The sequence below is a fragment of the Desulfobaculum bizertense DSM 18034 genome (genome assembly GCF_900167065.1).
Classification (GTDB): Bacteria; Desulfobacterota; Desulfovibrionia; order Desulfovibrionales; family Desulfovibrionaceae; genus Desulfobaculum; species Desulfobaculum bizertense.
The window spans coordinates 345,836-368,174 of the sequence record NZ_FUYA01000003.1 but is presented as its reverse complement, the minus strand read 5'-3'; the positions used below and the strand labels follow the sequence as shown (position 1 = coordinate 368,174).

Annotated in this window: 18 protein-coding genes; 6 read left to right on the top strand and 12 right to left on the bottom strand. The window is 52.2% G+C overall.

The genetic code is table 11. The features are described 5' to 3' along the window. The first annotated feature begins 492 nt into the window (after positions 1–492). On the top strand, positions 493–921 hold the full coding sequence (locus tag B5D23_RS06640; RefSeq protein WP_078684625.1) for an FKBP-type peptidyl-prolyl cis-trans isomerase: 429 nt from the start codon (positions 493–495) through the stop codon (positions 919–921). A 62-nt stretch (positions 922–983) separates the two neighbouring features. On the opposite strand, the gene B5D23_RS06635 is transcribed toward B5D23_RS06640, so the two are convergent. The 4 genes from B5D23_RS06635 to B5D23_RS06620 all read right to left on the bottom strand — a co-directional run bounded on the left by B5D23_RS06635 (position 984) and on the right by B5D23_RS06620 (position 4,241). Beyond that, positions 984–1,214, bottom strand: a complete 231-nt coding sequence (locus B5D23_RS06635; protein ID WP_078684624.1) for a hypothetical protein — start codon at positions 1,212–1,214, stop codon at positions 984–986. Between the two features lie 129 nt (positions 1,215–1,343). Continuing rightward, a complete protein-coding gene (gene fliM, locus B5D23_RS06630) occupies positions 1,344–2,324 on the bottom strand; it encodes a flagellar motor switch protein FliM (protein ID WP_078684623.1) in 981 nt (326 codons plus the stop codon). A 408-nt stretch (positions 2,325–2,732) separates the two neighbouring features. After that, on the bottom strand, positions 2,733–3,863 hold the full coding sequence (locus B5D23_RS06625; RefSeq protein ID WP_144012570.1) for a permease: 1,131 nt from the start codon (positions 3,861–3,863) through the stop codon (positions 2,733–2,735). A 33-nt stretch (positions 3,864–3,896) separates the two neighbouring features. After that, the gene (locus B5D23_RS06620) at positions 3,897–4,241 is read right to left on the bottom strand and encodes an ArsR/SmtB family transcription factor (protein ID WP_078684622.1); all 345 of its coding nucleotides are present in this window, start codon (positions 4,239–4,241) and stop codon (positions 3,897–3,899) included. Between the two features lie 638 nt (positions 4,242–4,879). On the opposite strand from B5D23_RS06620, the gene B5D23_RS06615 reads away from it, so the two are divergent. Continuing rightward, complete coding sequence (locus B5D23_RS06615) at positions 4,880–5,122, top strand: hypothetical protein (protein ID WP_078684621.1); 243 nt, start codon at positions 4,880–4,882, stop codon at positions 5,120–5,122. 230 nt (positions 5,123–5,352) lie between these two features. On the opposite strand, the gene B5D23_RS06610 is transcribed toward B5D23_RS06615, so the two are convergent. The 7 genes from B5D23_RS06610 to B5D23_RS06575 all read right to left on the bottom strand — a co-directional run bounded on the left by B5D23_RS06610 (position 5,353) and on the right by B5D23_RS06575 (position 13,743). Continuing rightward, positions 5,353–6,159 (bottom strand): ZIP family metal transporter, encoded by an 807-nt coding sequence (locus tag B5D23_RS06610; RefSeq protein ID WP_078684620.1) that lies wholly within the window; start codon positions 6,157–6,159, stop codon positions 5,353–5,355. Positions 6,160–6,293: 134 nt separating this feature from the next. Further along, positions 6,294–7,115, bottom strand: a complete 822-nt coding sequence (locus B5D23_RS06605; protein WP_144012569.1) for a hypothetical protein — start codon at positions 7,113–7,115, stop codon at positions 6,294–6,296. Then, on the bottom strand, positions 7,081–8,025 hold the full coding sequence (locus tag B5D23_RS06600) for an alpha-L-glutamate ligase-like protein (protein ID WP_078684618.1): 945 nt from the start codon (positions 8,023–8,025) through the stop codon (positions 7,081–7,083). The genes B5D23_RS06605 and B5D23_RS06600 overlap by 35 nt, the downstream gene beginning before the upstream one ends. A 3-nt stretch (positions 8,026–8,028) precedes the next feature. After that, positions 8,029–9,552 (bottom strand): UUP1 family membrane protein, encoded by a 1,524-nt coding sequence (locus B5D23_RS06595; RefSeq protein WP_078684617.1) that lies wholly within the window; start codon positions 9,550–9,552, stop codon positions 8,029–8,031. Positions 9,553–9,575: 23 nt separating this feature from the next. Then, on the bottom strand, positions 9,576–10,076 hold the full coding sequence (locus B5D23_RS06590; RefSeq protein ID WP_078684616.1) for an ATP-dependent zinc protease family protein: 501 nt from the start codon (positions 10,074–10,076) through the stop codon (positions 9,576–9,578). Positions 10,077–10,398: 322 nt separating this feature from the next. Continuing rightward, entirely contained in the window at positions 10,399–12,618 is a 2,220-nt protein-coding gene (locus B5D23_RS06585; RefSeq protein WP_348980885.1) for an ATP-dependent helicase, read from the bottom strand. A 237-nt stretch (positions 12,619–12,855) separates the two neighbouring features. Then, positions 12,856–13,743, bottom strand: coding sequence for a nuclease-related domain-containing protein (locus tag B5D23_RS06575; RefSeq protein ID WP_078684614.1), 888 nt, complete (start codon positions 13,741–13,743; stop codon positions 12,856–12,858). 479 nt (positions 13,744–14,222) lie between these two features. Between B5D23_RS06575 and B5D23_RS06570 the strand changes: the two genes are divergently transcribed. Further along, entirely contained in the window at positions 14,223–15,875 is a 1,653-nt protein-coding gene (locus B5D23_RS06570; RefSeq protein ID WP_078684613.1) for a SulP family inorganic anion transporter, read from the top strand. A 56-nt stretch (positions 15,876–15,931) separates the two neighbouring features. Here B5D23_RS06570 and B5D23_RS06565 read toward each other — a convergent pair whose 3' ends face one another. Beyond that, on the bottom strand, positions 15,932–17,338 hold the full coding sequence (locus B5D23_RS06565; protein WP_078684612.1) for a sigma-54 interaction domain-containing protein: 1,407 nt from the start codon (positions 17,336–17,338) through the stop codon (positions 15,932–15,934). Positions 17,339–17,621: 283 nt separating this feature from the next. Between B5D23_RS06565 and B5D23_RS06555 the strand changes: the two genes are divergently transcribed. From B5D23_RS06555 to B5D23_RS06540, 3 genes are all read left to right on the top strand, one after another. After that, positions 17,622–18,464 (top strand): amidohydrolase family protein, encoded by an 843-nt coding sequence (locus B5D23_RS06555; RefSeq protein WP_078684610.1) that lies wholly within the window; start codon positions 17,622–17,624, stop codon positions 18,462–18,464. An 810-nt stretch (positions 18,465–19,274) separates the two neighbouring features. After that, positions 19,275–20,255: a TRAP transporter substrate-binding protein gene (locus tag B5D23_RS06545; RefSeq protein WP_200803634.1), complete on the top strand. Its 981-nt coding sequence runs from the start codon at positions 19,275–19,277 to the stop codon at positions 20,253–20,255. A 136-nt stretch (positions 20,256–20,391) separates the two neighbouring features. Continuing rightward, the gene (locus B5D23_RS06540) at positions 20,392–22,263 is read left to right on the top strand and encodes a TRAP transporter large permease (protein ID WP_078684607.1); all 1,872 of its coding nucleotides are present in this window, start codon (positions 20,392–20,394) and stop codon (positions 22,261–22,263) included. Positions 22,264–22,339: the final 76 nt, after the last annotated feature.

Genomic DNA, 22,339 nt, shown 5'->3' with positions numbered 1-22,339 from the left:
AGAGCCTCTTTCTCTTTCCCGTGCGTTGCCACCATTTTCTTTTTGAACGCTCGCGTTCAAAAAGAAAGGGTTGAGGCGCAAAGAAAAAGAACACACGCTTAGTTAATTAGGCCGAAAAAAAGGGGCCGGATGAAGGGGAAAGCCAAAGGCTTTCACTCATCCGGCCCCTTTTATTTCGGGCGAAAGTGGGATTCCCAAGGGCCTCGTCCTTGGGCGGGGTCAAGGGGCGGCGCCCCTTGCAGGGTTTGGGGCAGCGCCCCAATACAAAACAAGCCCCACCCACCCCGGTGCCCCTTGCAGAGCACGAGACGGAGTCTCGTTATTCTCCTTGCCTCGCTTGCTTGCAGAGTGGTGTGAACTTGCGTAGAGGAGTCATAGCCTATACGGTAACAAATGGGAGCGGGGACACGTGTCGCCGCCGCTGCTTGGGTCTATGAGGTTCAAGTGGGACGCGAACGCTGCTAGGAGCGGTAAATACTAAGGAGAAACACAATGGCGACAGCCAAGAGCGGAGATACTGTCAAGATTCACTACACAGGCACCCTGAGCGACGGGACGGAGTTTGATTCTTCTCGTGAGCGCGAGCCTCTTGAGTTCGCACTGGGCGCTGGCGCAGTGATTCCCGGCTTTGATGCTGCAGTAGAGGGCATGGAAGTTGGTGAAAAGAAGACGGTAAATATTCCGTGCGCGGAAGCATATGGTGAGCGCGTTGAGCAGGCCATTGCAGTTGTTCCTCGTGAGCATTTCCCCGAAGACCTCAAGCCTGAGGTTGGCATGTCTCTGCAGGTACCTCGTGAAGACGGCACACCGATCATCGTGACCGTGACCGAGATTTCTGAAGAGGCTGTAACTCTTGATGGAAATCATCCTCTGGCAGGCCAGGATCTCACTTTTGAGATTGAGCTTGTTGAGATTGGCTAAGTAGTAGCCGTTAATAAAAAAGGATTCACCTTGTTGAGGGGTGAATCCTTTTTTTTGTGCTTTTAGCTCGCGCGGCCCTGCAAGAGGAGCTTGAGGTCGGCGACCGTGCCTTTCCAGCTCACGTGTGGGCCGAGGGCGATACTGATAAGGGGGGCCTGATCGGTATTGATTTCGATGGCAATTTCTTCTTCAGGGGTGACGAAAACGGCTTCGGCCCAAATGTCGGCCGGGATACCAGAGATTTCGCATTCCTGATCTGTGCGAATTTCGCAAGACATGCGTTTTTCCTGCATGAAAGTCCTCCAGGGGGTGATGTGCTGTTATTGTGCTGAAAAGTGCGGGAGAGCGCAAGTGGGCTGGGCTTTGGACAAAAAAAATCCCGCCACAGCGGCGGGATTTTGGAATCACCTAGCAGCGGGATCTTAGGCGTAGTGAGGTTCTTCCTCGTGTACAACCTGAAAGGCTTTGCTGCCCTTTACAGTGCCAGGCACACCATAAAATTTCTTAACGCCCTGAACTTCTGCTTTGAGGAGTTCGTCAACGTCCTTGTCGAGAAGAATGACGTCACCTTCTTCGAGGTTCAAAAGCTGACGGCCGGTAATCTCGGAAGTCCCAAGCTCGACGACCATTTCGACGGGGGTCTCAAGCAGGCGCTCTTTGAATCGGGCAATCCACGCATGGTCGACTTCGAGTCGTTCGGACTGGAAGGAGGCGAGGAGCTTGGAGCGGATGGGTTCGAGGGTTGCATAGGGCAGACACACGACCATAGAGCCGATGGCGTTTTCGAGTTCGACCTCAAAGGTGACGACGATAACGACATCAGAGGGTGGGACGATGGCGGCAAACTGCGGGTTTATTTCCGAGCGAGTCTGTTCAATGTGCACCTCGTGCACGGGGCGCCATGCGTCTTCCATCTTGGAGAGGGCGATTTTGACCACACGGTCGACGATAGCCTGCTCAATGGGGGTGAAGTCACGGCCTTCAACTTTGGGCTGACTTCCTGCGCCGCCGAAGAAGTTTTCGACAAGAGCGAAGACCAGCCGGGAGTCGACGATAAGCAGGGCATTGCCGCGCAGGGGGTCCATTTTGAAAATATTGATGGACGTGGGCACGGGCAGTGACCGCATAAAGTCCCCAAACTTGGACATATCAATGGAGATGGGGTTCAGGTCGACCCTTTTGCGCATGGCATTCGCGAGCGCGTTGGTACACAGTCGTGCAAAGCGATCGTTGACGATCTCAAGAACGGGCATCCGGCCACGGATAATCCGGTCCTGATTCGCAAGGTCAAACGAGACGATACCAGAGTCATCCTCCTGGATGTCTGGCTCGGTTTCGATTTCTCCTCCGGAAAGTCCCCGAAGCAGTGCATCGACTTCGTCTTGGTCGAGAATTTTGCTCATTTCCAGCCTCTTGCCTTTTGTTCAAGCACTCTCATGCTTGAACACACTCTTTTCGTAAAAGCTTTGCGTGCTCGCGCACCCAAAAAGCCTGTATTTTTATCGTGGAAGCCCCGTCCGATTTCCGGCGGGAATATCATTTCTATAAAGTTGATGCAAAAGTCGAACCATTTTTTGATTCTTCCTTTGGCTTGAGGCATCGTATCATATTTAGGGCTACTTAGGGAAATTGACACGATCATAATAGGTCGGAATGTTGTTTTTTTGACACCGCAGCTTGCACAAAATGCGCAAAAGCATGCACAGCACTGACGCTATTTTCTCCCTTGGGCAGTGTATGCAAGACAAGAAAAAACCGCCACCCTCAACGAGAATGGCGGTCTGATGCGGAATTCTTTTCCGGTGCGTAAGCTAAATAAGCCAGTTAAAAAGATATCCGACAAAAAGGATACCCAAGCTCACAATACCAACAAAAGTCGCCAAAAGCTGTGGTTTCAGTACCCTACGCAAAATCATAATTTCTGGCAGAGAAAGTGCGACTGTGCTCATCATAAAGGCGAGCACTGAACCCAGTGCTGCACCCTTGGAAAACAGTGCAGAAATGACCGGGATGACGCTCGCGGCATCGCTATACAGCGGAACACCCATCAGCACTGCCGCCGGAACAAACCAGAAGGAATCCTTGCCCATGATGGAGGCAATCAGGTCCTGCGGTACGTAGCCATGGATAACCGCACCAATGGCAATACCTACCACCGCGTAGATCCAGACTTTGCCCACAATATCGACGACAGCATCCCAGCCAAGCTGCATCTTGTCATGCCAGCTATATTTTACGGCGGCCTGTTCCTGGCTCTGAGCCAGACGAACCCACGGTTCAACGTATTTTTCCATGTTCATTCTGCCAAGCAGCCAGCCGATAGTCGTTGCAATGGTCAGGCCCGTGACGAGGTACAGCGCTGCAACCTTAAATCCAAACAGGCCGTAGAGCATGACCAGCGCAACTTCATTCACCATTGGCGCGCAGATCAAAAACGATAGCGTGACACCAAGCGGAACATTTGCCGAAACAAAACCAATGAACAGCGGAACAGCAGAGCAGGAGCAGAATGGCGTAATGGCTCCCAGCCCGGATGCCAGAAAACAGCTCACTATTTCATGTCGGCCCGCGAGCATTTTTCGCGTTCGCTCCGGCGTGAAGTAGCTATTCATAATGCCTACTGCAAAAACAATCAGCACCAGCATCATAATGACCTTTGGCGCGTCGTAAATAAAGAAGTGCAGTGAGCTGCCAAGTGCTGAACTTTCGCTCAGGCCCAGCGTCGTATATGTTATGAAATCAGCGATGTCTGGCAGTGCGCTATATACCGCGTACCAGATAACCAGCCACAAGGGCATAAAAATTGGGCGGAGGAGGCTATGGGGTGCTTTCCCCGTTTTGCCTTTTGAAGAAGCTGAGCTGCAGCAGCTCCCGCCCCCCGCAGTCGCGGACTCTGGCTGGAGCGGCTGAAGCTCCTTCATCGGTTTGAGATCAATGTTCATGTCGAACCTCCATCACTCTTGCAAGCAACTCTCTTATTTGCCGCAAATTTCGTGTCGATCCACGGTTTGGATGCTTTTCAGTATCTCAATGACCTCTTCATCGTCATTGAGCCAGTTCGAGAGCTGTTCAAGCATCTCTTTCGCGTATCCCGTGGCCTCGGCGTTAATATCGTAATTCATCCAAGGACCCTTTTTTCTGCTCATCAGCAGTCCTGCCTGCTCCAGCACCTTGAGGTGTTTCGAAACCGTCGGCTGAGCCAGTCCCAGCGCTGCCCGAAGCTCGCACACGCACAGTTCATGGCGCTCCAGCAGTATTTTCACTATCTTTACCCGGTTCGAGTCAGAAAGAGCCTTCATCACTGTCAGGAATGTCTTCATCTTGTGTCCTCCATATTGCTAAATAGCTATATGGCGATATGTGCATGTAGTCAAGAGGGAGAAAAGTATTTTTTGGGGGGGACAGCCCGGAAGGGCTAGATGGGCCGGTGGGGAAAAGTTGGGGGCCAGCCCCAGCCCGCAAGGGCTGGATGGGGGGAGGGGAAAGTGGGGGCCAGCCCCCAAACCCCCGCGTAAGGGAATGATTCCCTTACGTATCCTCATCGAGTTTGAATTCCCTCCACGCTTCGCGTGAATGAAATTCAAACTTGTTGGGGCTAGCGTCGAGAGCTTCTTTCTCTTCTGCGAGTTGCCACCATTTTCTTTTTGAACGCTTGCGTTCAGAAAGAAAATAAGTGCGGTCTGGAAAAGGCAGAAGAACACGCATTCGGGAAACGCCACTAGGCCGAAAAAAAGGGGACCGAAATGGAGAGGAGAGCGTAGCTCTCATCACATTTCGGTCCCCTTTTATTTCGGGCGAAAGCGGGATTCCCAAGGGCCTCGTCCTTGGGCGGGGTCAAGGGGCAGCGCCCCTTGCAGAGCACGAGACGGAGTCTCGTACCCCCACCCACGTGTGCCAGGAGCGAGCCTTTTCTTGACAAAGGGAGAGTCATTCGTAAAGGCAGTGCAGGAGGATTGAAATGGCACGAAAAGTACGATCAGTACGAGTACCCGAGACATTAGAGTACCTTGATCTTTCTGGGATTGTTGGTGAATGCGAGAAATACCTTCGAGACCTGGAGTCGGCGACGATGCTGAAAAATGAGGGGAACCGAGAGGCGGCGAAAGCGCTGCTGCGATCCCGTCAGGCGGATTTAGGTCGTCGAGTAGGTCATAAGATACTTGAAGCGTGCGTTGAGTACGGGAAGAAAAAGCACGAGTAGATCACTCCTGAAGAGGGAGAGAAGAGGGGGAAGCGAAGAGCTTCCTCTTTTTTTTGTGTTAAGAACACAAAAGCCCGCAGCCGACGGGGACTGCGGGCTGGTGGCGGAAAGACTCCGCGAGGAAAACCGCTGGAAACCGCCTGGGCGAGAGCTTTTTAGCTTGTGAGCGGCGGCATAGGAGCAGCGGCAGGCGTCAGACAGAGGGGGCGTTCTGCCTGGAGCTTTTTGTGTTAACCGAGCGCCACATCAAGGGTCATCATGACGGTAAAGCCGAGCATGAGTCCCATGGTGGCGAGGTCGCCATTCCCTGAGGACTGAGATTCGGGGATGACTTCTTCGACGCTGACGAAAATCATAGCCCCGGCGGCAAAGGCGAGGGCGTAGGGGAGAATAGGCCGGGCAAAGTAGACGGCGGCGGCACCTATAACGGCGGAAACCGGCTCGACCATTCCTGAGAGCTGCCCATACCAGAAGGCTTTTGCGCGACTCATGCCATCGCGGCGAAGCGGGACAGAGACGGCGGTACCTTCGGGGAAATTTTGAATACCGATGCCGATAGCAAGGGCGATAGCACCGGCAAGGGAGGCGGATTCGAGGCCAGAGGCGGCGGCGCCAAAGGCAACACCAACAGCAAGACCTTCTGGGATATTGTGAAGCGTGATGGCGATAACGAGGAGGGTGCTGCGCTGCCAGTTGGTGTGAACGCCTTCGGCTTCACTCATGGGGGCATTGAGGTGAAGGTGGGGGAGATACATGTCGATGACGCGGAGAAAAACGGCGCCGAGCATAAAGCCGATAGCGGCGGGGACAAAGGACCAGTGGCCGAGATGCTCTGACATGTCGATAGCTGGAGCGAGGAGTGACCAGTAACTCGCCGCGATCATGACGCCAGCGGCAAAGCCGAGCATAACGTCGAGCATTTTCTTGGAAAAGTCTTTAGTGAGGAAGACAAGGGCGGCGCCGAGGGCTGTCATTCCCCATGTAAAGAGGCAGGCAAGAAAGGCCTGCGTGATTGGGTTGAGGGCGGCAAAGTCCATAGAATCCCCTTTTGTATGAAATACTTCTATCTATTGGGGATTATATACCAAAAAAGAGTCTTGCGTAAAGCGAAGCTTTTGGGGTGAGAGAAAAAATAGTGCAAAAAAAAGCCCTCCGTGCGGAGGGCTTTGAATTACTTGAGAAGTGTTATGTCCAGCAAGGTTGGTGTTGCTGTGTGGATTTTAAAGACATGACCTGAAACAGTTGCTTTTGTTTCGCCGAGAGGAACCCGGATTTTTTCCCGTTTGATGACGTGAGGTCGGCTGCCACCAGAGAGGTCTCTTCGCTCAAAGACAAGCTTCATGCCGTCTTTGCCGATGTAGCGCAGAACGTACTGCTTTTCTGTCTTTGGAATGACCCGGGTCTGCCGAACTCGCTTGAAGTGAACATTCTTGGGCGTGATGGTTCCGGTAACGGGCTGATACTCGTTGTCCTTGTCCGTGGGGAAATAGAACGTCGAACTCAGGCGCCCGTCCGCAGCAACCATGCCCAGAAATCCACCCATGAGCAGGGTACGAAACTCGTGCTCGGCAGACAAAAGCTCATAGGTCACGTTGGAGTAGCCATAGAGTTCTTTTGGTGTTTCCGAGCGGTTGAGCTTCACGTGAAAATCGCGAGAGGCGCGCATCTTTGGCAGGAGAAGCATTTCTTCCTGGTAGCGGCCAACGCGAAGGATGTCTTTGCCTTTTTGCACGGATTTTCGGGTGCCGGGCTTCATGCTCATGAAGCTGACTTTGTGGACCTCGACTTTGGAGATGGTGTCCAGAAAATCAACTTTGAGAGTCAGGTCGTTTTCGTGCTCGGGGGCCTTTTGCTCAACGACCGGAGGAGCTGGTTTTTGCTCCACGGGCTGCTTGAGCGGAAAAATCTGCTGCACCTGTGCGCAGGCACAGAGTGAGAGAATTCCGCAAAGGGCACAGCTACGAGTGAAAAGTTTCCATAGCGAATTCGACACGTTCTTCCTCCGTTTTCAAACTTTCGTGAACAGCGTCGATGCGTTCAAGCCGGGGGTGCAAGCCTCTGAGGTTTGCAACCTGAATGGCAAGTCCGGGTCGGGCGTTCAGCTCCAGCATGAGTGGTCCCTGATATTTGTCGAGGACGAAGTCGACCCCAAGGTATCCGAGACCCGTGACGCTGTAACCGAGTGACGCCTGTCGCAAAAGGTCGTGCCAGCCTGGAATTTGAACCCCAGAGATGGGCTTTTGCGTATCCGGGTGCAGGGTGATGCTGCTGTTTTTCCAGACAGCATTAGTAGTGAGACCCGTGGGGATGTCAATACCACAGCCCATTGCTCCCTGATGCAGGTTGGCCTTGCCGTCAGACTCCCGGGTTGGGAGGCGGAGCATGGCCATAGCAGGAATACCTTTGTACACAATGATTCGAATGTCTGGGACACCCTGATAGGCGATGTCTTTGAATATTGGGTCAAACTGGACGCAGTATTCGATAACGGCCTTGTCGGGGTTGCCACCAAGGGAGTGCATTCCGCTCAGGATGTTTGAGACGTGAAATGAAATCTCATCCATCAGTATAATTGAGTCGTCAGGCTTGTGGTAGTTTGGCCCGATTTTTCGGGCCACGACCAAAATGCCGTTACCGCCACTGCCGCACGCAGGCTTGATGACAAAAGAGTCATGCCCCTCAAGAATCTTGGGGAGCTTTTTGACTTCGTGCGGGGCGCGGATGACGCCGTACAGCTCAGGAACTTTGAGACCTACGCCCTGGGCGAGTTCTTTGGTTTTGAGCTTGTCGTCAACAAGGGGATATTTCCGACGGTCGTTGTTGGGCAGAACAAACTCTGCATTTCTGCTGTTCATGCCAACAACGCCCGCGCGTTTGAGCTTTGCAAAAGGGTTAAGCAGCATACGCTATGCTCCCTTCAGGAATGAGCGGAAGCGAACCAGATCCATGAGGCGGTAGCCTGTGTAACGACCAAGCAAAAGGGTCAGTGCGAGCAGAACCAAAAAGAGTTCTGGGAAGACAAAGACCAGGTGGCCGACCAGTTCGTTGCTCATGACAATGTAGGCCAGACAGGCAATGCCCATTGAGCCTGATGCCATCTTGAGCGCGGGGAATGCGCCTATTTCATCCCACATGACGGATATTCGCTCGATGGTCATACTCATAATAACCATTGGGAAGAGCGAAACAGAGATGCCGCGGGGGATACCCATTTTGAAACTGATGATGCTGACTGCTGACATGAGCAGAACAACAACAATCAGGACCGTGGCCAGTCGTGGAACAAGGAGCAGTTTGAGGTGCTCCAGATAGAGCCTGACAATGAGGCCAAGCATGATAACGATGGTGAAGAGAATGAGTCCCCAGACCAGTTCGGTCTCGCGGAATGACAGGGCAATCAGCACGGGCATAAATGTACCGAATGTGGTGAAGCCAATGACATTTCGCAAAAAGACAACAAGAAGGGCGCCAATGGGGATGAGCAGCATCGTGTGATACATGGCCTGAGCCTGAACGGGCAGGCCAAGCAGAGAGTATTCCACAAGCGGGTTGCCTGTTGCCTTGAGGCGCTCGCCAACGTCACCAAGAGCGCTGATGCCGTCTTTGACAACGGAAAGACGCACGTTGGCCTGCTGAACTCCAGATGTTGTCAGGAGTGGGCTGTCTCCACGCCACCATGGGATGAAGTGGCGGGGGGTTGAGAATTTGTCGTTGGCGACGTCAAACATGCGCCAGGTGTCACCGTCGTGGATTTCGAGCCAGTGGCGGATTTCTGCGCCACTTTCGTTTTTCAGGTTGATGCCATGCACGGACTGGGCAGGGATGCCTGCGAGCTGGAGCACGCGAACGGCCATGTTCACGGCGTCAAGACGGCTCGTGGTGTTGCGCAGCAGATAGGCCGCATTGGGGTCTGTGCCGGGGTGCAGCAGGGCTTTCATGAGCAGGGGGACAAATGTCTCAAGGTCTGCGGATTCCAGACCAGCCTTGCTCAGCAGGGCGTCAGCCGCAGCCTGCTCTGCTTTTTTGAACTGCGGGTCTTTGAGTCGGGGCGTAGCGGTTGGGTATTCCCACTTGCCATCCTGAATGGGGCGAACCACGGCAGAATAGAAAATATCCTGTTTGCCAGAGGAATCACGGCGGGACCAGATGGCCGAGTCGTTACCTTCTTCGGTGACGGTATGCAGGCCATAGTTGCCGCCAATGTAGTGTTCATCTGTAACGATATAGCCCGGAACGCGGTCCAGAGTCTGGAGCCGGAGTTTTGCGGGAAGACCTGTGCCCTCAAACGTAATGTGTGCTTCGACATTCCAGACGTTTGTGTCCTGATTGGGCAGGAGGGGGAAGTCGAGATAATAGACTTTGTAAAAGAAGAGAGAAAGTCCGGCACAGGCTAAAAGCAGAATTAAAAATTTATGCTGTAAGTTGCGCACAGTAAAATTCCTTTTGTCTCACACTATTCATGAGGAAGAATAAAGGTTCTGGATGAATCAACCAGAATCCCTTGTTGTAAAAGTCGGCGTCCAATAAGCAGGTGGTAGTTGAAGTGTGAACGGTCTGTGAGATTCACTTCGGCTTTTATTGTTTTTTCACCGATTTTGATGTTGAGATAGACAACGGGACGAATGTGTATGCCCTTGGGGCGTTTTTTAATTTTGACTTCACGGGCGAAGGGGGCCTCTATGTTATAGCGTTTGCCATCCTCGTTGACGTACACAAATTTGACACGTTTGTGTGCCTTGTCGACTTTGATGTCAACGGCGTGGAGTGAAGATGTTTTTGCTCCGGTATCCAGCTTTGCGCTCATTTGAATCCCGTCTTGTGGGGAGTCCGTGAACACAGTGACTTTTTCTACCCATCCGGCAACGAGGAGAGAGTCCTCGGCCTGGGCGCAGGAACTCAGCATAAGTGTGCTGAGGGTAAAAAGGCATATACAAAAGAGCCGAATATGGCGCATGGTTTCCTCCGGGGAGTTGTCTCCGCAGTTTTTCGTGAGTCGTGGTTCGGCCAAAAAAAGCTTTGCAAGATTGAGTCCTCAGTACGATGGTACATGATTTCTCCGGAAAAGGAGAATGGAAATCTTTCTTATGCAACAGGGGCTTTGCTCTGTTGCGGTCCGAAACCGTTATGCTTTTTTCACGCAGAAAGCCCAGAATACAAAGAGTCTGGGCTTTCATTTTGCCTACTGCGTGATGCGCAGGATTCATTGCTTGTGCACTTCGAGCCGAAAGTCGATTCATTGCACATATTCGAGCCGCTGCACATCGTGCCAGAGTCGGCTAGTCTTCAAATTTGAGATAATCTCCAAGGATAACCTTTAAGCCAAAACCGGGGAAATTGATTCGGTACTTGTTGCCAGTCAGACTGGCGATGATTTTTCCGCGGCCAAAGATTTTGTGTCGGCAGTGGCCCAGTTTTTTTGAAGAAGCTGGCCCTGCGGTCTGTTCTGTGGCCTTTTTAAAGGCGCTGGCAGCCTTGATTCTGGGTTTGGGATCTTTGGCTTTGGAGGCAACAAGTGCTCCAGAGAAATTTTCTTTCCATGCTTCAAAGGTGCTCAGCGGCAGTTCTGCAAGGAATGGACTTTCCAGAGCAGGCTCACTGACGTGGCTGTACTGGTTGTACACCGAGGATGGGACAAAAAGTCCGAGATAGTCCTTGGCTCTGGTGCAGGCGACGTAGAGCAGCCGGCGCTCTTCTTCCAGCTCTTCGGCGGAGTTGATGGCGTGTCTGGACGGGAAACGGTCCTGAACAAGGTCGATAATGAGAACCGCTGACCACTCAAGGCCCTTTGAGGAATGCACCGTGGACAAAACAAGGGTGTTGTCTTTGTGCCGGTCGTCTTCTTCTGGCTGGTCAAGACTGATGTCACCAAGAAAAGATTCCAGATCATCATACTGGCTGGCGATGCGCTGGAGCTGGTCCAGACCGTTTTTTCGTCGGGGGAAGTCGTCTGGATACTTCTTTTCGAGAATAGGCTCATAAAATTCGTTAACCCGGGCCAGCATGGCCGCCGGGGTCCCTCCAAGAGAGCGCATGCTTTCCAGAAAATCCAGTGTCTCTGCCAGCTCTGGCGTCTTGCGCTTGGCATTGACGAGGTATTTTTCATTGGCCGTCATGATGGCGGTGTAAATCTTGATGACCGTTTTGGGTCCAATACCTTTTATATAGCCGAGCAGGCGCTGCCATGAGGGAATGTCTGCCGGGTTCTGAGTCAGGCGCAGGTAGGCCAGCGCATCCTTGATGTGTGCCGCTTCGGTGAATTTCAGTCCACCAAACTTCTGAAACTTGATGCCCAGTTTATTGAGCGCAACCTCAATAGGGTAGGAGTGATAGCCCGCGCGGAAGAGAACTGCGATTTCGTGCAGCGGGTACTTGTGCTCAAGCTCAAGTACTTTTTTGACAACGGCATTGGCCTGCGAACGGTCAGACATGGTGCGGATGAGCTGGGGCGTTGGGCCATGCTTTCGTTCAGAGAACAGGTTTTTCCTGAATTTGAGCTGAGCCTGTTCCAAAATGGCATTGGTAAGGTCAAGGACGGGCTGTGCTGAGCGATAGTTTTGCTCAAGGCGAATGATTTTTGTGCCGGGGAACTGATTCGGAAAGTCCAGAATATTGTGCACGTTGGCACCGCGGAACGCATAGATGGACTGGGCATCGTCACCCACCGCCATAATGTTTCCGGTGTCGCCTGCGATGAGCCGGACAAGGCGCCCCTGCACGAGGTTGGTGTCCTGATACTCATCCACCATGATGAAGCGGTAGCGGCTCCGCATGGTTTCCAGCACTTCGGGGTGCTGGGTCAGCAGTCGTTCAAGGCCAAAGAGCAGGTCGTCGTAGTCGAGCAGGGCATGCTTTTGTTTGAACATTTCATAGTGCTTGGCAATCCGTTCAAAATCTTCTTCATATTTTGTGAGGTGGAAGGCTTCTTCCCGCAGGATGTCGCCCAGTGCCCGCTCTTTGTTTCGGCTTTTGCTGATGAGCGAGAGCATGGTGCTGCGACGGGGAAATGTTCGGTCTCCCTTGGCAATTTTGAGGTCGGTACGGATGTCTTTGACAATGCTTTCTGCATCGGACTGGTCCATAACGGTGAGTCCGGTTCCCGGCCCCAGCAGGTCGGCATAGCGCCGTAGCCATGCGTAGGCAAAAGAGTGAAAGGTTCCACCTGTGACGCCATACAGCCCCTGTTCACCAAGAAGCATGGCCGCACGATTCAGCATTTCCTGTGCGGCCTTTTTGGTAAAGGTCAGGAGGAGAATGCTGTTCGGGGAGTGCCCCTGCTGAACGATGTTGGCCATGCGGTACACAACGGTTCGGGTCTTGCCTGAACCTGCGCCTGCAATGACCAAAACGGGACCATCCAGAGTCTGGACGGCTTCAAGCTGAGCTGGATTCAGTTCTTTTTCAAAATCAATCATGGTGGAACCGGAAATGTTGTGGACAGCACAGCGGGCTGTACTGTTCTGGTTGGAAGAAGAGTCATATCTCGTAACGGCAGACAACGGCCTGTTTCTGCGAGTTCGTAACAGAAAAGGGGACCAGCCGTCGACCAGCATTCCTGCGACTGGTGCTAGGAGATGAACTCCTTCGGGTCACAGAAGAGTGGGCGTCCGTTGGCTTTGCGCGCCGCGGCAGAAGGGCACCCTGTACGGCGAAGAGCTGCGCGAAAGGCATTGCGAAAGGGTTGGTTTGGGACGGCTTTTGTGCTCAGGTGCTGGGCGTCGCGTTGCCGAAAAAATTTAGTGATGAAGCTGCTGGCCATGATGTCCTCTGCTTTGCATATTTTTTTGTCGTGGGTGGGGCGCAGTAAATTTGACGTCGACCAGCGCATCAATCAGGGCTGGGTCATAAAATTCTGGCCAGAAGTTCAGTTCGGACAGAGCGCGCAAAAATGTTCCCGCGTCCTGATTTGCCGGGCCATGCTTTCGTTCTTCATAGGAATTGATGAGCTTGGCAATCTGGCGTTCTGGCAGAAGAACCACCCGTTTGTCATGGATGTTTTTGAGTCGGCAACTGCCAGCAAAACATACAATGGGCACGATGGGAAGAGTCAGGCCCATTGATTCGATAACTGCTGACAAAATGCGTACGTCTCGCAAAACCTGTTCAAGGGGACTGGTGACCGTCCGGGTGCCATGTTCTGTTGTGCGCTGCCAGCGCTTCGGCTGGGTCGAAGGCTCGCCGTCTGCTGGCTCCCAGTCTCCGGCGTAGCTTTTTGTTTCTATCAGATAAATGCGCTGAGGGCTGACCACAAGATGATCGATTTCGCAGGCAATGCGCTCTGTTGGGTGGCGGACTCCGATGTTCCAGTACACCGCGCAGTGAGAGCAGTGCTCAAGGCTTTGCATGCTTGCGGCTTCGCCTCGCGCTCCAGAAAGCTCTTTGCTTGGTGCGTCGTCCCTGTGCGTCCAGACGTCCTGAATACGGGCGAGATAGTGCTCCGAGCATATAACCGAACTTGGAGTGCTTGGAAGTTTTCTCTCACGCCGGGAACTCGCTGCTTTTTTCTTTTGACGGGGAAAAAGCTCGCGCGGGGTACGGTCCCGAAGCTTGTATAAGAGCCATGCAAGGGCCGCAATAATAAGAACAATTGGAGCAACTTTACTGTATGAGATGAGAATATCCATTCTGATGTGTCCTGAGAGGTTCTGGAAGAGACGGAAGAAGATGAAGGCATGAAGAGTTGAGAAACTCAGCAATTTCTCAATGTTAATGTCTTTTTATTGGATAGGACGACTTGGGGCGTCATGGCAAGTCGCGACAAGGTGAAAAATTCAAGGATGCCAGAGCTTGTGAGGAAAATATCATGGTCCATCCCTTGACAGGGAAGAGGGGGAACTCCTAAGGGGCTGTTCATACTTAAGAAAGTGAGTTCCAAGAACTGAGCGCTGCTATGAGCAAAATACTGCGAAATTTTGGCCGCTTATGGCGAAAAATAGCCTCTGGTGCTCATTCTGGAATTTCTTTGGCGAAAGCATCTGTTTTGGATGGACCTGCTGCATACACAGAGAACTGTTCTTTCATAAAGAGCGGCAGGGGCGATGCTTTCCAGTCAGCGAATCGCATTTCGCGGTCCGCAATTGTTTAACAAAAACGGTTTACTCAAATGAACAGGAGCTTTTCTCTGAACTCGGTCCGTGGCGATGTCTTTGGTGGACTCACCGCTGGCATCATTGCGCTTCCTCTCGCACTGGCATTTGGCGTTGCCAGTGGCGCGGGCGCTGCTGCGGGCCTTTATGGCGCAATTGCCCTTGGCTTTTTTGCGTCTATCTTTGGTGGAACAAAAACACAGGTCTCTGGTCCCACTGGCCCGATGACTGTGGTCATGGCCTCCGCTGTGGTTGCTTTTCCGGGTGATTTCTCCTCGGTCTGCCTCGTGGTTGTGCTGTGTGGCGCTCTCCAGATTCTCTTTGGTTGTGTGAAGCTCGGTGGATTTGTCCGGTACATGCCGTATCCGGTCATTTCTGGATTTATGAATGGCATCGGTGTCATCATCATCCTGCTTCAGATTCAGCCGCTGATGGGTTGTGCCTCTGCCAGTTCCCCCATTTTAGCTCTTGCCGCAGTGCCAGAAACTCTGGCCAACTGCGACATGGCCAGCCTTGGCCTCGCTGTCGCGACAATGCTTATCGTCTTTTTTGTACCGCCCAAAGTGACCCGGGTTCTTCCCTCGCCACTTATTGCCCTTGTCACAATGAGCCTTGCAGCCTTTTTCCTGAAGCTTGATGTGCCGACAATTGGTTCCATCCCCAATTCGCTTCCCGAGCTTCACATTCCTAGCGTGGAAATTCAGCACATTGGCCGTATCTTGGCCCTTGGTTTTGCCCTGAGTATTCTGGGTACCATTGATACGCTGCTGACTTCCATCGTTGCAGACTCCATTACCAAGACTCAGCACAATTCTAACCGTGAGCTGATTGGTCAGGGTATTGGTAACATGATTGCCGGTTTTGTCGGTGGTCTTCCCGGCGCTGGCGCAACCATGCGTACCGTCGTTAACGTCAAGGCTGGTGGTACTGGCCGTCTGTCTGGTGTTATTCACGCCCTGTTCCTCGTGGCTGTGTTACTCGGACTCGGCCCGCTGACCTCGCACATCCCGATGCCTGTTCTGTCTGGCATTCTGGTGAAAGTCGGCGTTGATATTTTGGACTACCGCCTGCTTCGCCTTGTGAAGCGTGCACCCAAGCAGGACCTGCTGGTTATGTTTGCCGTGTTCGCCATCACTGTTTTTGTTGACCTTATTGTTGCTGTTGGTGCTGGCGTGGCTCTGGCCTGCCTGCTGCTCACATGGCGGATTACCCGTCAGGCTAGCGTGAGCATCTCTGGTGAAGATGCCTGCCCGAATCAGCTGAACAAGGAAAAGGCTATTCAGGATCAGAGCGAGCAGAAGCTCCGTGTGATTTCTATTGATGGACCATTCTTCTTTGGCACATCTTTTAGAATGCTGAACAAAATTGATTCCATGATCGGCACCAAAATTTTGGTGGTGAACTGCATCTCTGTTTCTTTTGTTGATATTTCTGCTGTGTTTGCCCTGTGCGAAATGACAGAAAAACTCAAGGACAGTGGCATTCAGGTTGTCATGGCCGCTGACGGTGAAAAGGCTCAGAACATCCGCGAGTGCGGTGGTGGTCTCTTTACTGATGGCGAGAATCTTTTTGAAGACCTTGATGCTGCTATTGCGCAGGCTCAGGTCAAACTCTACGCTCTCGAAGGAAAGACTCAGGCCGCAAGTACCCAGGCCGTTCCTGCTGTGTAGTGTTTCTCGTTACGCCAAATAGAAAGCCGCTCCTGCCTGTGCAGGGGCGGCTTTTTTTAGCGTAATTTTCGGAAGATCGTGCTGCGGTCCACCTTGAGCTTTTTGGCAACCTTGGGGACTGAGCCGTAGGTTTCAATCGCTTTTTGCAAAAGCTGGCGCTCAAAGTCCTTGACCATTTCCCGAAGCGGCGGGGGATTGTCCCCAAGCGCAATGCAGGGTTCCAGATTGCCGTCTGCATTTGCCTGCGTCCTGCGCCGGGTTACGGATTCCGGTAGGTCATAGGGCTGGACGATGTCAGAGGCGCTGGTCACAACGAGGCTCTGGATCATGTTTTCCAGCTCTCGGACATTGCCGGGCCAGTGGTGGGCACGGAGGGCTTCCTGTGCACCGGGCGTAAGCGCAACATTGCGGCGGTACTTTTGCGAGTAGCGCTGAATGAACATTTGGGCCAGGGGCAGAACGTCTTCATGCCGTTCCCGCAGGGGAGGTATGTTGGCCTCTGTGACCTTGAGTCGATAAAAGAGATCGCTTCGGAAACGGCCGCTTTTGACTTCTTCTTCAAGGTTGCGGTTCGTGGCTGCAATGATGCGCACATCGACCTTGCGCACCTTGGTATCACCGACCCGGATGAGTTCCTGATCCTGAAGAACACGCAGAAGCTTGCCCTGCATGAGCAAAGGAAGCTCGCCTATTTCATCAAGAAAGAGCGTTCCCTTTTCTGCCATTTCAAAAAAACCGATTTTGCCCTTGGAGTGCGCTCCAGAAAACGCTCCCGGTGCATAACCGAACAGTTCAGATTCAATCAGATTTTCAGGGATGGTCGTACAGTCTACCTTAAAGAAGGGGCGACTGGAGCGAAGACTGAACTCATGGGTTTTGCGGGCCAGAACGTCTTTGCCGACGCCTGTTTCGCCGAGCAGAAGTACGGTGGCATCTGTGGGGGCAACTCGTTTGAGCAGGGTGACCAGCTCTTTCATTTTGGGGCTTTCCAGAACGACGGAAGGCTCAAGAGAATTGTCTGCGGTGATGGACTTAAATTTTTCGTGGTATTGCTCAACAAGGCGTTTTTCTGCGGCGAGCTGGTTCCGGAGATCGCCAATGGCAGTGATGTCGCGGGCAAAAGTGACGACAAGGTTCACGTCCCCTGCATCATCAAAAATAGGGTAGCCCGTGAGAACAAGGCGCCGTCCCTTTTTATTGACCTGTATGGATGTGCAGGACTTTCCGGTGGCAACAATTTTGGGATTGAGGATTGTGTCATAGACACCATCATTCACAAGCTCAGTCACATTGCGATTGATGAGTTCCTTTTTGCTCAGCCCGGTGAGCTTCTCATAACGCTGGTTGACGGTCAGGGTTTTTCCGAACCGGTCAGAGATATAAATACCGTCACTGAGAACATCAAATATTCCATGAATGTTCTTTGTGATAAGTGGGTCTGGCTGCTGGACATTTTCGCTCATAGTACTGCTCGCTTGTGCCGTAAAAGGTTGAGTGCGACATTATGCAGGGGTGCCTGTGAGAGAGACCCTGTGGCACGAAACAGGGAAAAAAAAGGAAGGAGGCCATTCGAGTTGGTGAAAATGAGTGGAGCAAGAATCATGCAACAAAAATCACATGCCTCTGGTGTCTGGTCACGAAGAAAAACAGTCCCGACTTTGTGAAAGCTGTAACTCTTGGCACAGGCTTTGCTCATGTCGAGAAAATTTCTTTTTGCAAAATTTTCTCGATAAGGAGTCCCTTCTCATGAATATTATCGATTTTCGTTTTCGTCCCAATACCCACGAGGTAGTTTCCGGCATCCAGAACAGTAAAATGTTCAAGGACCTGTGCGAATCCATCAACTTCCATGAGCGCAAGTCCCAGCCGCTGGACGAAATCGTGAAAGATATGGATGAGGCGGGCATTAAGCATGCTGTCATCACTGGCCGTGACTGCGAAAGCACCTACAGCTCTATGGCAAATGGCAATGGTTCCGTTCTGGAATTCTGCAATGCCTACCCCGAAAAATTCGTTGGTTTCTGGGGCGTTGACCCACACAAGGGCATGGACGCCATTCGCGATCTGGACAAGGCTGTGACTGAGAATACAACCATTCGCGGTGCTGCTGTTGATCCATATCTCGCAAAGATTTACGCCAATGATGCCAAGTATTACCCCGTGTACTCCAAGTGCTGCGAACTTGGGATTCCGATCATTTTTACAACAGGTACCGCCAGCTTTGTTCCGGAAGCCGTGATTGACCACGTTGCCCCCAGATACATTGACTTTGTTGCCCGTGATTTCCCGGAACTCAAGATCATCATGAGCCACGGCGGCTACCCCTGGGTGAACGAGGCAATTATTGTTGCCCAGCGTAACCCCAATGTTTACCTTGAGATTTCCGAATATGAGTTCTGGCCTCAGGCAGAAGCCTATGTTCAGGCTGCCAATACCCTGATCCCTGAGAAGCTTATGTTCGCAAGCGCACATCCTTTTGTGGACTATCATGAGGCTATTGAGAAGTACGAAAAGATGGCCTTTAATGCTGATGTCCTTGAGAAAGTGATGTACGGCAATGCCGCGCGTCTTCTGGGATACGAAGACTAAGAGCATCGTTTCCTGTGCATAAAACAAGGGGGGAAAATCCCCTTGTTGTGTGATAGAGGTATCCTCTCCTCGAAACGGGCACCCACGTGGGTGTCCGTTTTTTTTGTGCCCTGTGAATGTGAACAAATGGGCAAAAGTGAGACTGCTTGTGCTCTCTGGTGCAGAGTTGAGATGGGGTCCCCCTTGTTAGGGTGCTTACATAATATGTTGAAAATATTGTATTTTTATACAAATCAGAGTGCTTTAGTCTGAAATCGTGTTGCAGAAATGCGACTGTAGCAATTTTGCGACAGGTAGGGAAGTGTTAATTAAATTCAATAAAATCAATAAGATAATTAAAAAGTAGGGTGAGGGGGTCGCAAATGTGCCATTATTCACATGGTAAATCTGCGATTCTGAGCGTTGATTCGCGATCTTTTTCACGTGCGGAATTGGGGAATGGTCGGGCTTTGAGCAAAAATATGCTATGTTCTTTTCCTCAGTCGCAAAAATGCCAGAACAGTACAATTCCTGTGTTGTGGAGTCTGAAACGGTAGGGTTCTCCAGTCATACGGCGAACTTTGCTTTGTGCTTCCACTGGGCTGTGGCGTATGGCGCGAGTGTTTGGGCGAAGCTGTTCTGCGTGGCTTCGCTCTTTTTTTTGTGGGGAGATTGGGATTTTTTTCCCGAAGCCCCCAAGTCTGGTACCGAACTTGCTCAAGAGAGAGTGACTTCGGGCAAATTTCGAGAATGGTCCGTGCTTAGGTAATTTTTGGAGGTAGAAAGATGAAGCTTTTTGGAAAGATACTCGTTGCGATCACTTTGGGCATTATGACCCTTGGGCTGGCGGCGTGTAATGATGATGGCGGAAAAGATTCCGCAGACAAGAAAATCACCCTTCGCCTTGGCCACCCGATGGCACCTGGCAACAACGTCACCCTTGGTTACGAAAAGTTCAAAGAACTTGTCGAAGCCAAATCTAACGGTCGCATCGCTGTTCAGCTCTATGGCAACTGTATGCTCGGTTCTGACCGAGTCACCATGGAGTCTGTCCAGAAAGGCACTCTTGAACTGGCTTCCTGTTCTTCCCCGAACATGGCCAACTTCTCCCCCAAGTACATGGTGTTTGACCTTCCCTACGCCACCAACCCCGAGCATCAGCAGAAGCTGTACAAGGCTCTGGATGAAGGCGATCTGGGCAAGTACCTCGAAGGCGTGGCCGCAGAAATTGGCCTCAAGCCCATCATGTACTCTGAGTATGGTTACCGAAATTTTGTTTCCACCAAGCGTCCCATTGCTGGCCCTGCTGACCTCAAGGGTCTCAAGGTCCGCACCACGGCTTCTCCTGTAGAGGTTGAGGTTGCAAAGGCTCTCGGCATGAACCCGACTCCTATTGCTTGGGGTGAAACCTACACCGCGCTCCAGCAGGGCACCGTTGACGGCGAAGGCAATACCTTCTCCCTGCTGAACGATGCAAAGCACACTGAAGTGCTGAAATACGCCATCGATTCTGAGCATAACTACTCCATGCACATTCTGATGATGAACAAGCAGAAGTTTGAAGCTCTGCCTGCTGATCTCCAGAAAGTCGTGCTGGATGCCGGTCACGAAGCTGTTGTGTATCAGCGCGACATCACCGCTGATCTCGAAGCAAAAGCAGTGAAGGCATTTGAGGAAAAAGGCATCAAGATCACCAATCTGACCCCTGAGCAGAGAGCTGAGCTTGAAGAAAAAACCCGTCCTGTCTGGGATATGTTTGCAGACAAAATTCCGGCTGAACTGCTGGAGCTTGTCAAGCAGACTGCTGAGTAAGCATCGCCACTGGGAGGAGGGCGAAACATCTCTCCTCCCGGTACCGTGATTCAGGGCTTTCCCTGAGACACCGTGAGAACGTGAAATCGCAGGCACTTGCCTGCACAGACTGAACGCACCCAACAAGGTTTTCCTTATGTCGAATACTGTGAATACAGGCTCAACAACCAAGCGCATGGGCGTCCTGGGATGGCTGGACGAAAATTTTGAAAAGCCATTTCTCTTTGCCGCAATGCTCGGGGTTATCCTCATCATCACCTTCCAGACGGCGTACCGCTACATCGTCACCAAGTTCTCTGCTGACGCAGGTGCTGCGGTCTGGACCGAAGAGTTGGCTCGCTTCCTCTTTATCTGGATGAGTTACCTCGCTATTCCGCTGGCAATCAAGAACCGCTCAAACATCCGCGTTGATATCATCTACGATCGCCTGCCAAAGCGCTTTCAGGATATCAGCTGGATTATGGTTGACGCCTGCTTCCTCGTTCTGGCCGGAGCTGTCACCGTTTTGGGCAGCCAGCATGTTCAGATGCAGCTGCAGTTCCCCCAGACGACCCCAGCACTTCAGGTGCCGTACTCCATTCCGTACCTGATTTTGCCTTTCGGCTTCGGACTCATGGCCTTGCGCGTCATTCAGGATCTCGTCAAACAGATCCGCGTCACCGGACTCCTCGACACGCTTATTGGTTTCGCACTTTGTGGCCTGATTAGTCTCCCGCTGATTCTGTTTAACAACATGAACGCGCTGGCCCTGCTTTTTGGATATTTCATTCTTTTCCTGGTCATCGGCGTCCCCATCGCCATTGGCCTTGGTTTGGCAGCACTGGCAACCATCATCGGTGCAGGCACGCTGCCCATTGAATACATCGCACAGATTGCTTTCACCTCCATCGACAGCTTCCCGATCATGGCGATCCCGTTCTTCATCGCCGCGGGTGTATTCATGGGTGCTGGCGGCCTGTCTCAGCGACTGCTGAACCTTGCTGACGAGATGCTCGGTTCCCTGCCTGGCGGCATGGCACTGGCAACCATCGCCACCTGTATGTTCTTTGCTGCAATCTCCGGCTCTGGTCCGGCAACGGTTGCTGCTATCGGCTCTTTGACCATCCCCGCAATGATTGAGCGCGGCTACGACAAGTATTTTGCTGCGGCCATTGTGGCCTGCTCCGGCGCCATCGGCGTCATGATTCCTCCGTCCAACCCCTTCGTTGTGTACGGTGTCTCGGCTCAGGTCTCCATCGGCAAGCTTTTCATTGGCGGCATTGTTCCCGGCCTTTTGACTGGTGGCGCGCTGATGTTCTTCAGCTACGTTGTCTCCAAGAAAAACGGCTGGAAGGGTGAAGAAAAAGAACGCAATTTCAAGACCTTTGTGAAGGCGTTCTGGGATGCCAAGCTGGCCCTGATGGTTCCGGTCATCGTGCTTGGTGGCATCTACGGCGGCATCATGACCCCCACCGAAGCTGCGGCTCTTGCTGCCTTCTACGGTCTCTTTGTGGGTGTGTTTGTCTATCGTGAGCTGAACCTGAAAAACATTGTTCCGTGCTTCATGGATGCATGTAGCACCTCGGCCATCGTCATCATGCTGATGGCTATGGCAACCATCTTCGGCAACGTCATGACCATTGAGCAGGTGCCTGCACGCATTGCAGAGTTCATGCTCGGTATGACCAGCTCCAAGATTGTTATTCTTCTGATGATCAACGTCCTGCTCCTCTGGATTGGTACATTCATGGAAGCACTGGCCGCGATTGTCATCCTGACTCCTATTCTGCTGCCCATCGTGACCAAGGTCGGTGTTGACCCGGTTCACTTCGGTATCGTGATGGTGGTTAACCTCGCACTGGGCTTTGTCACTCCGCCGGTCGGCGTCAACCTCTTCGTTGCAAGTGGTGTTGCCAAGGTCAAAATCGAGAAGCTCTCCAAGGTTGTGTTCCCGCTGCTTGGGATCATGCTGGTGGTACTGCTCCTCGTTACATATGTCCCCGAACTGTCGCTCTTTTTGACTCGATAGTGTGAGGGAAGGGGGAACAGGGCTTCCCTTTAGAACTATAGCAAAACGCTATGATTCAGGCCCAAGAGAAAAGTTC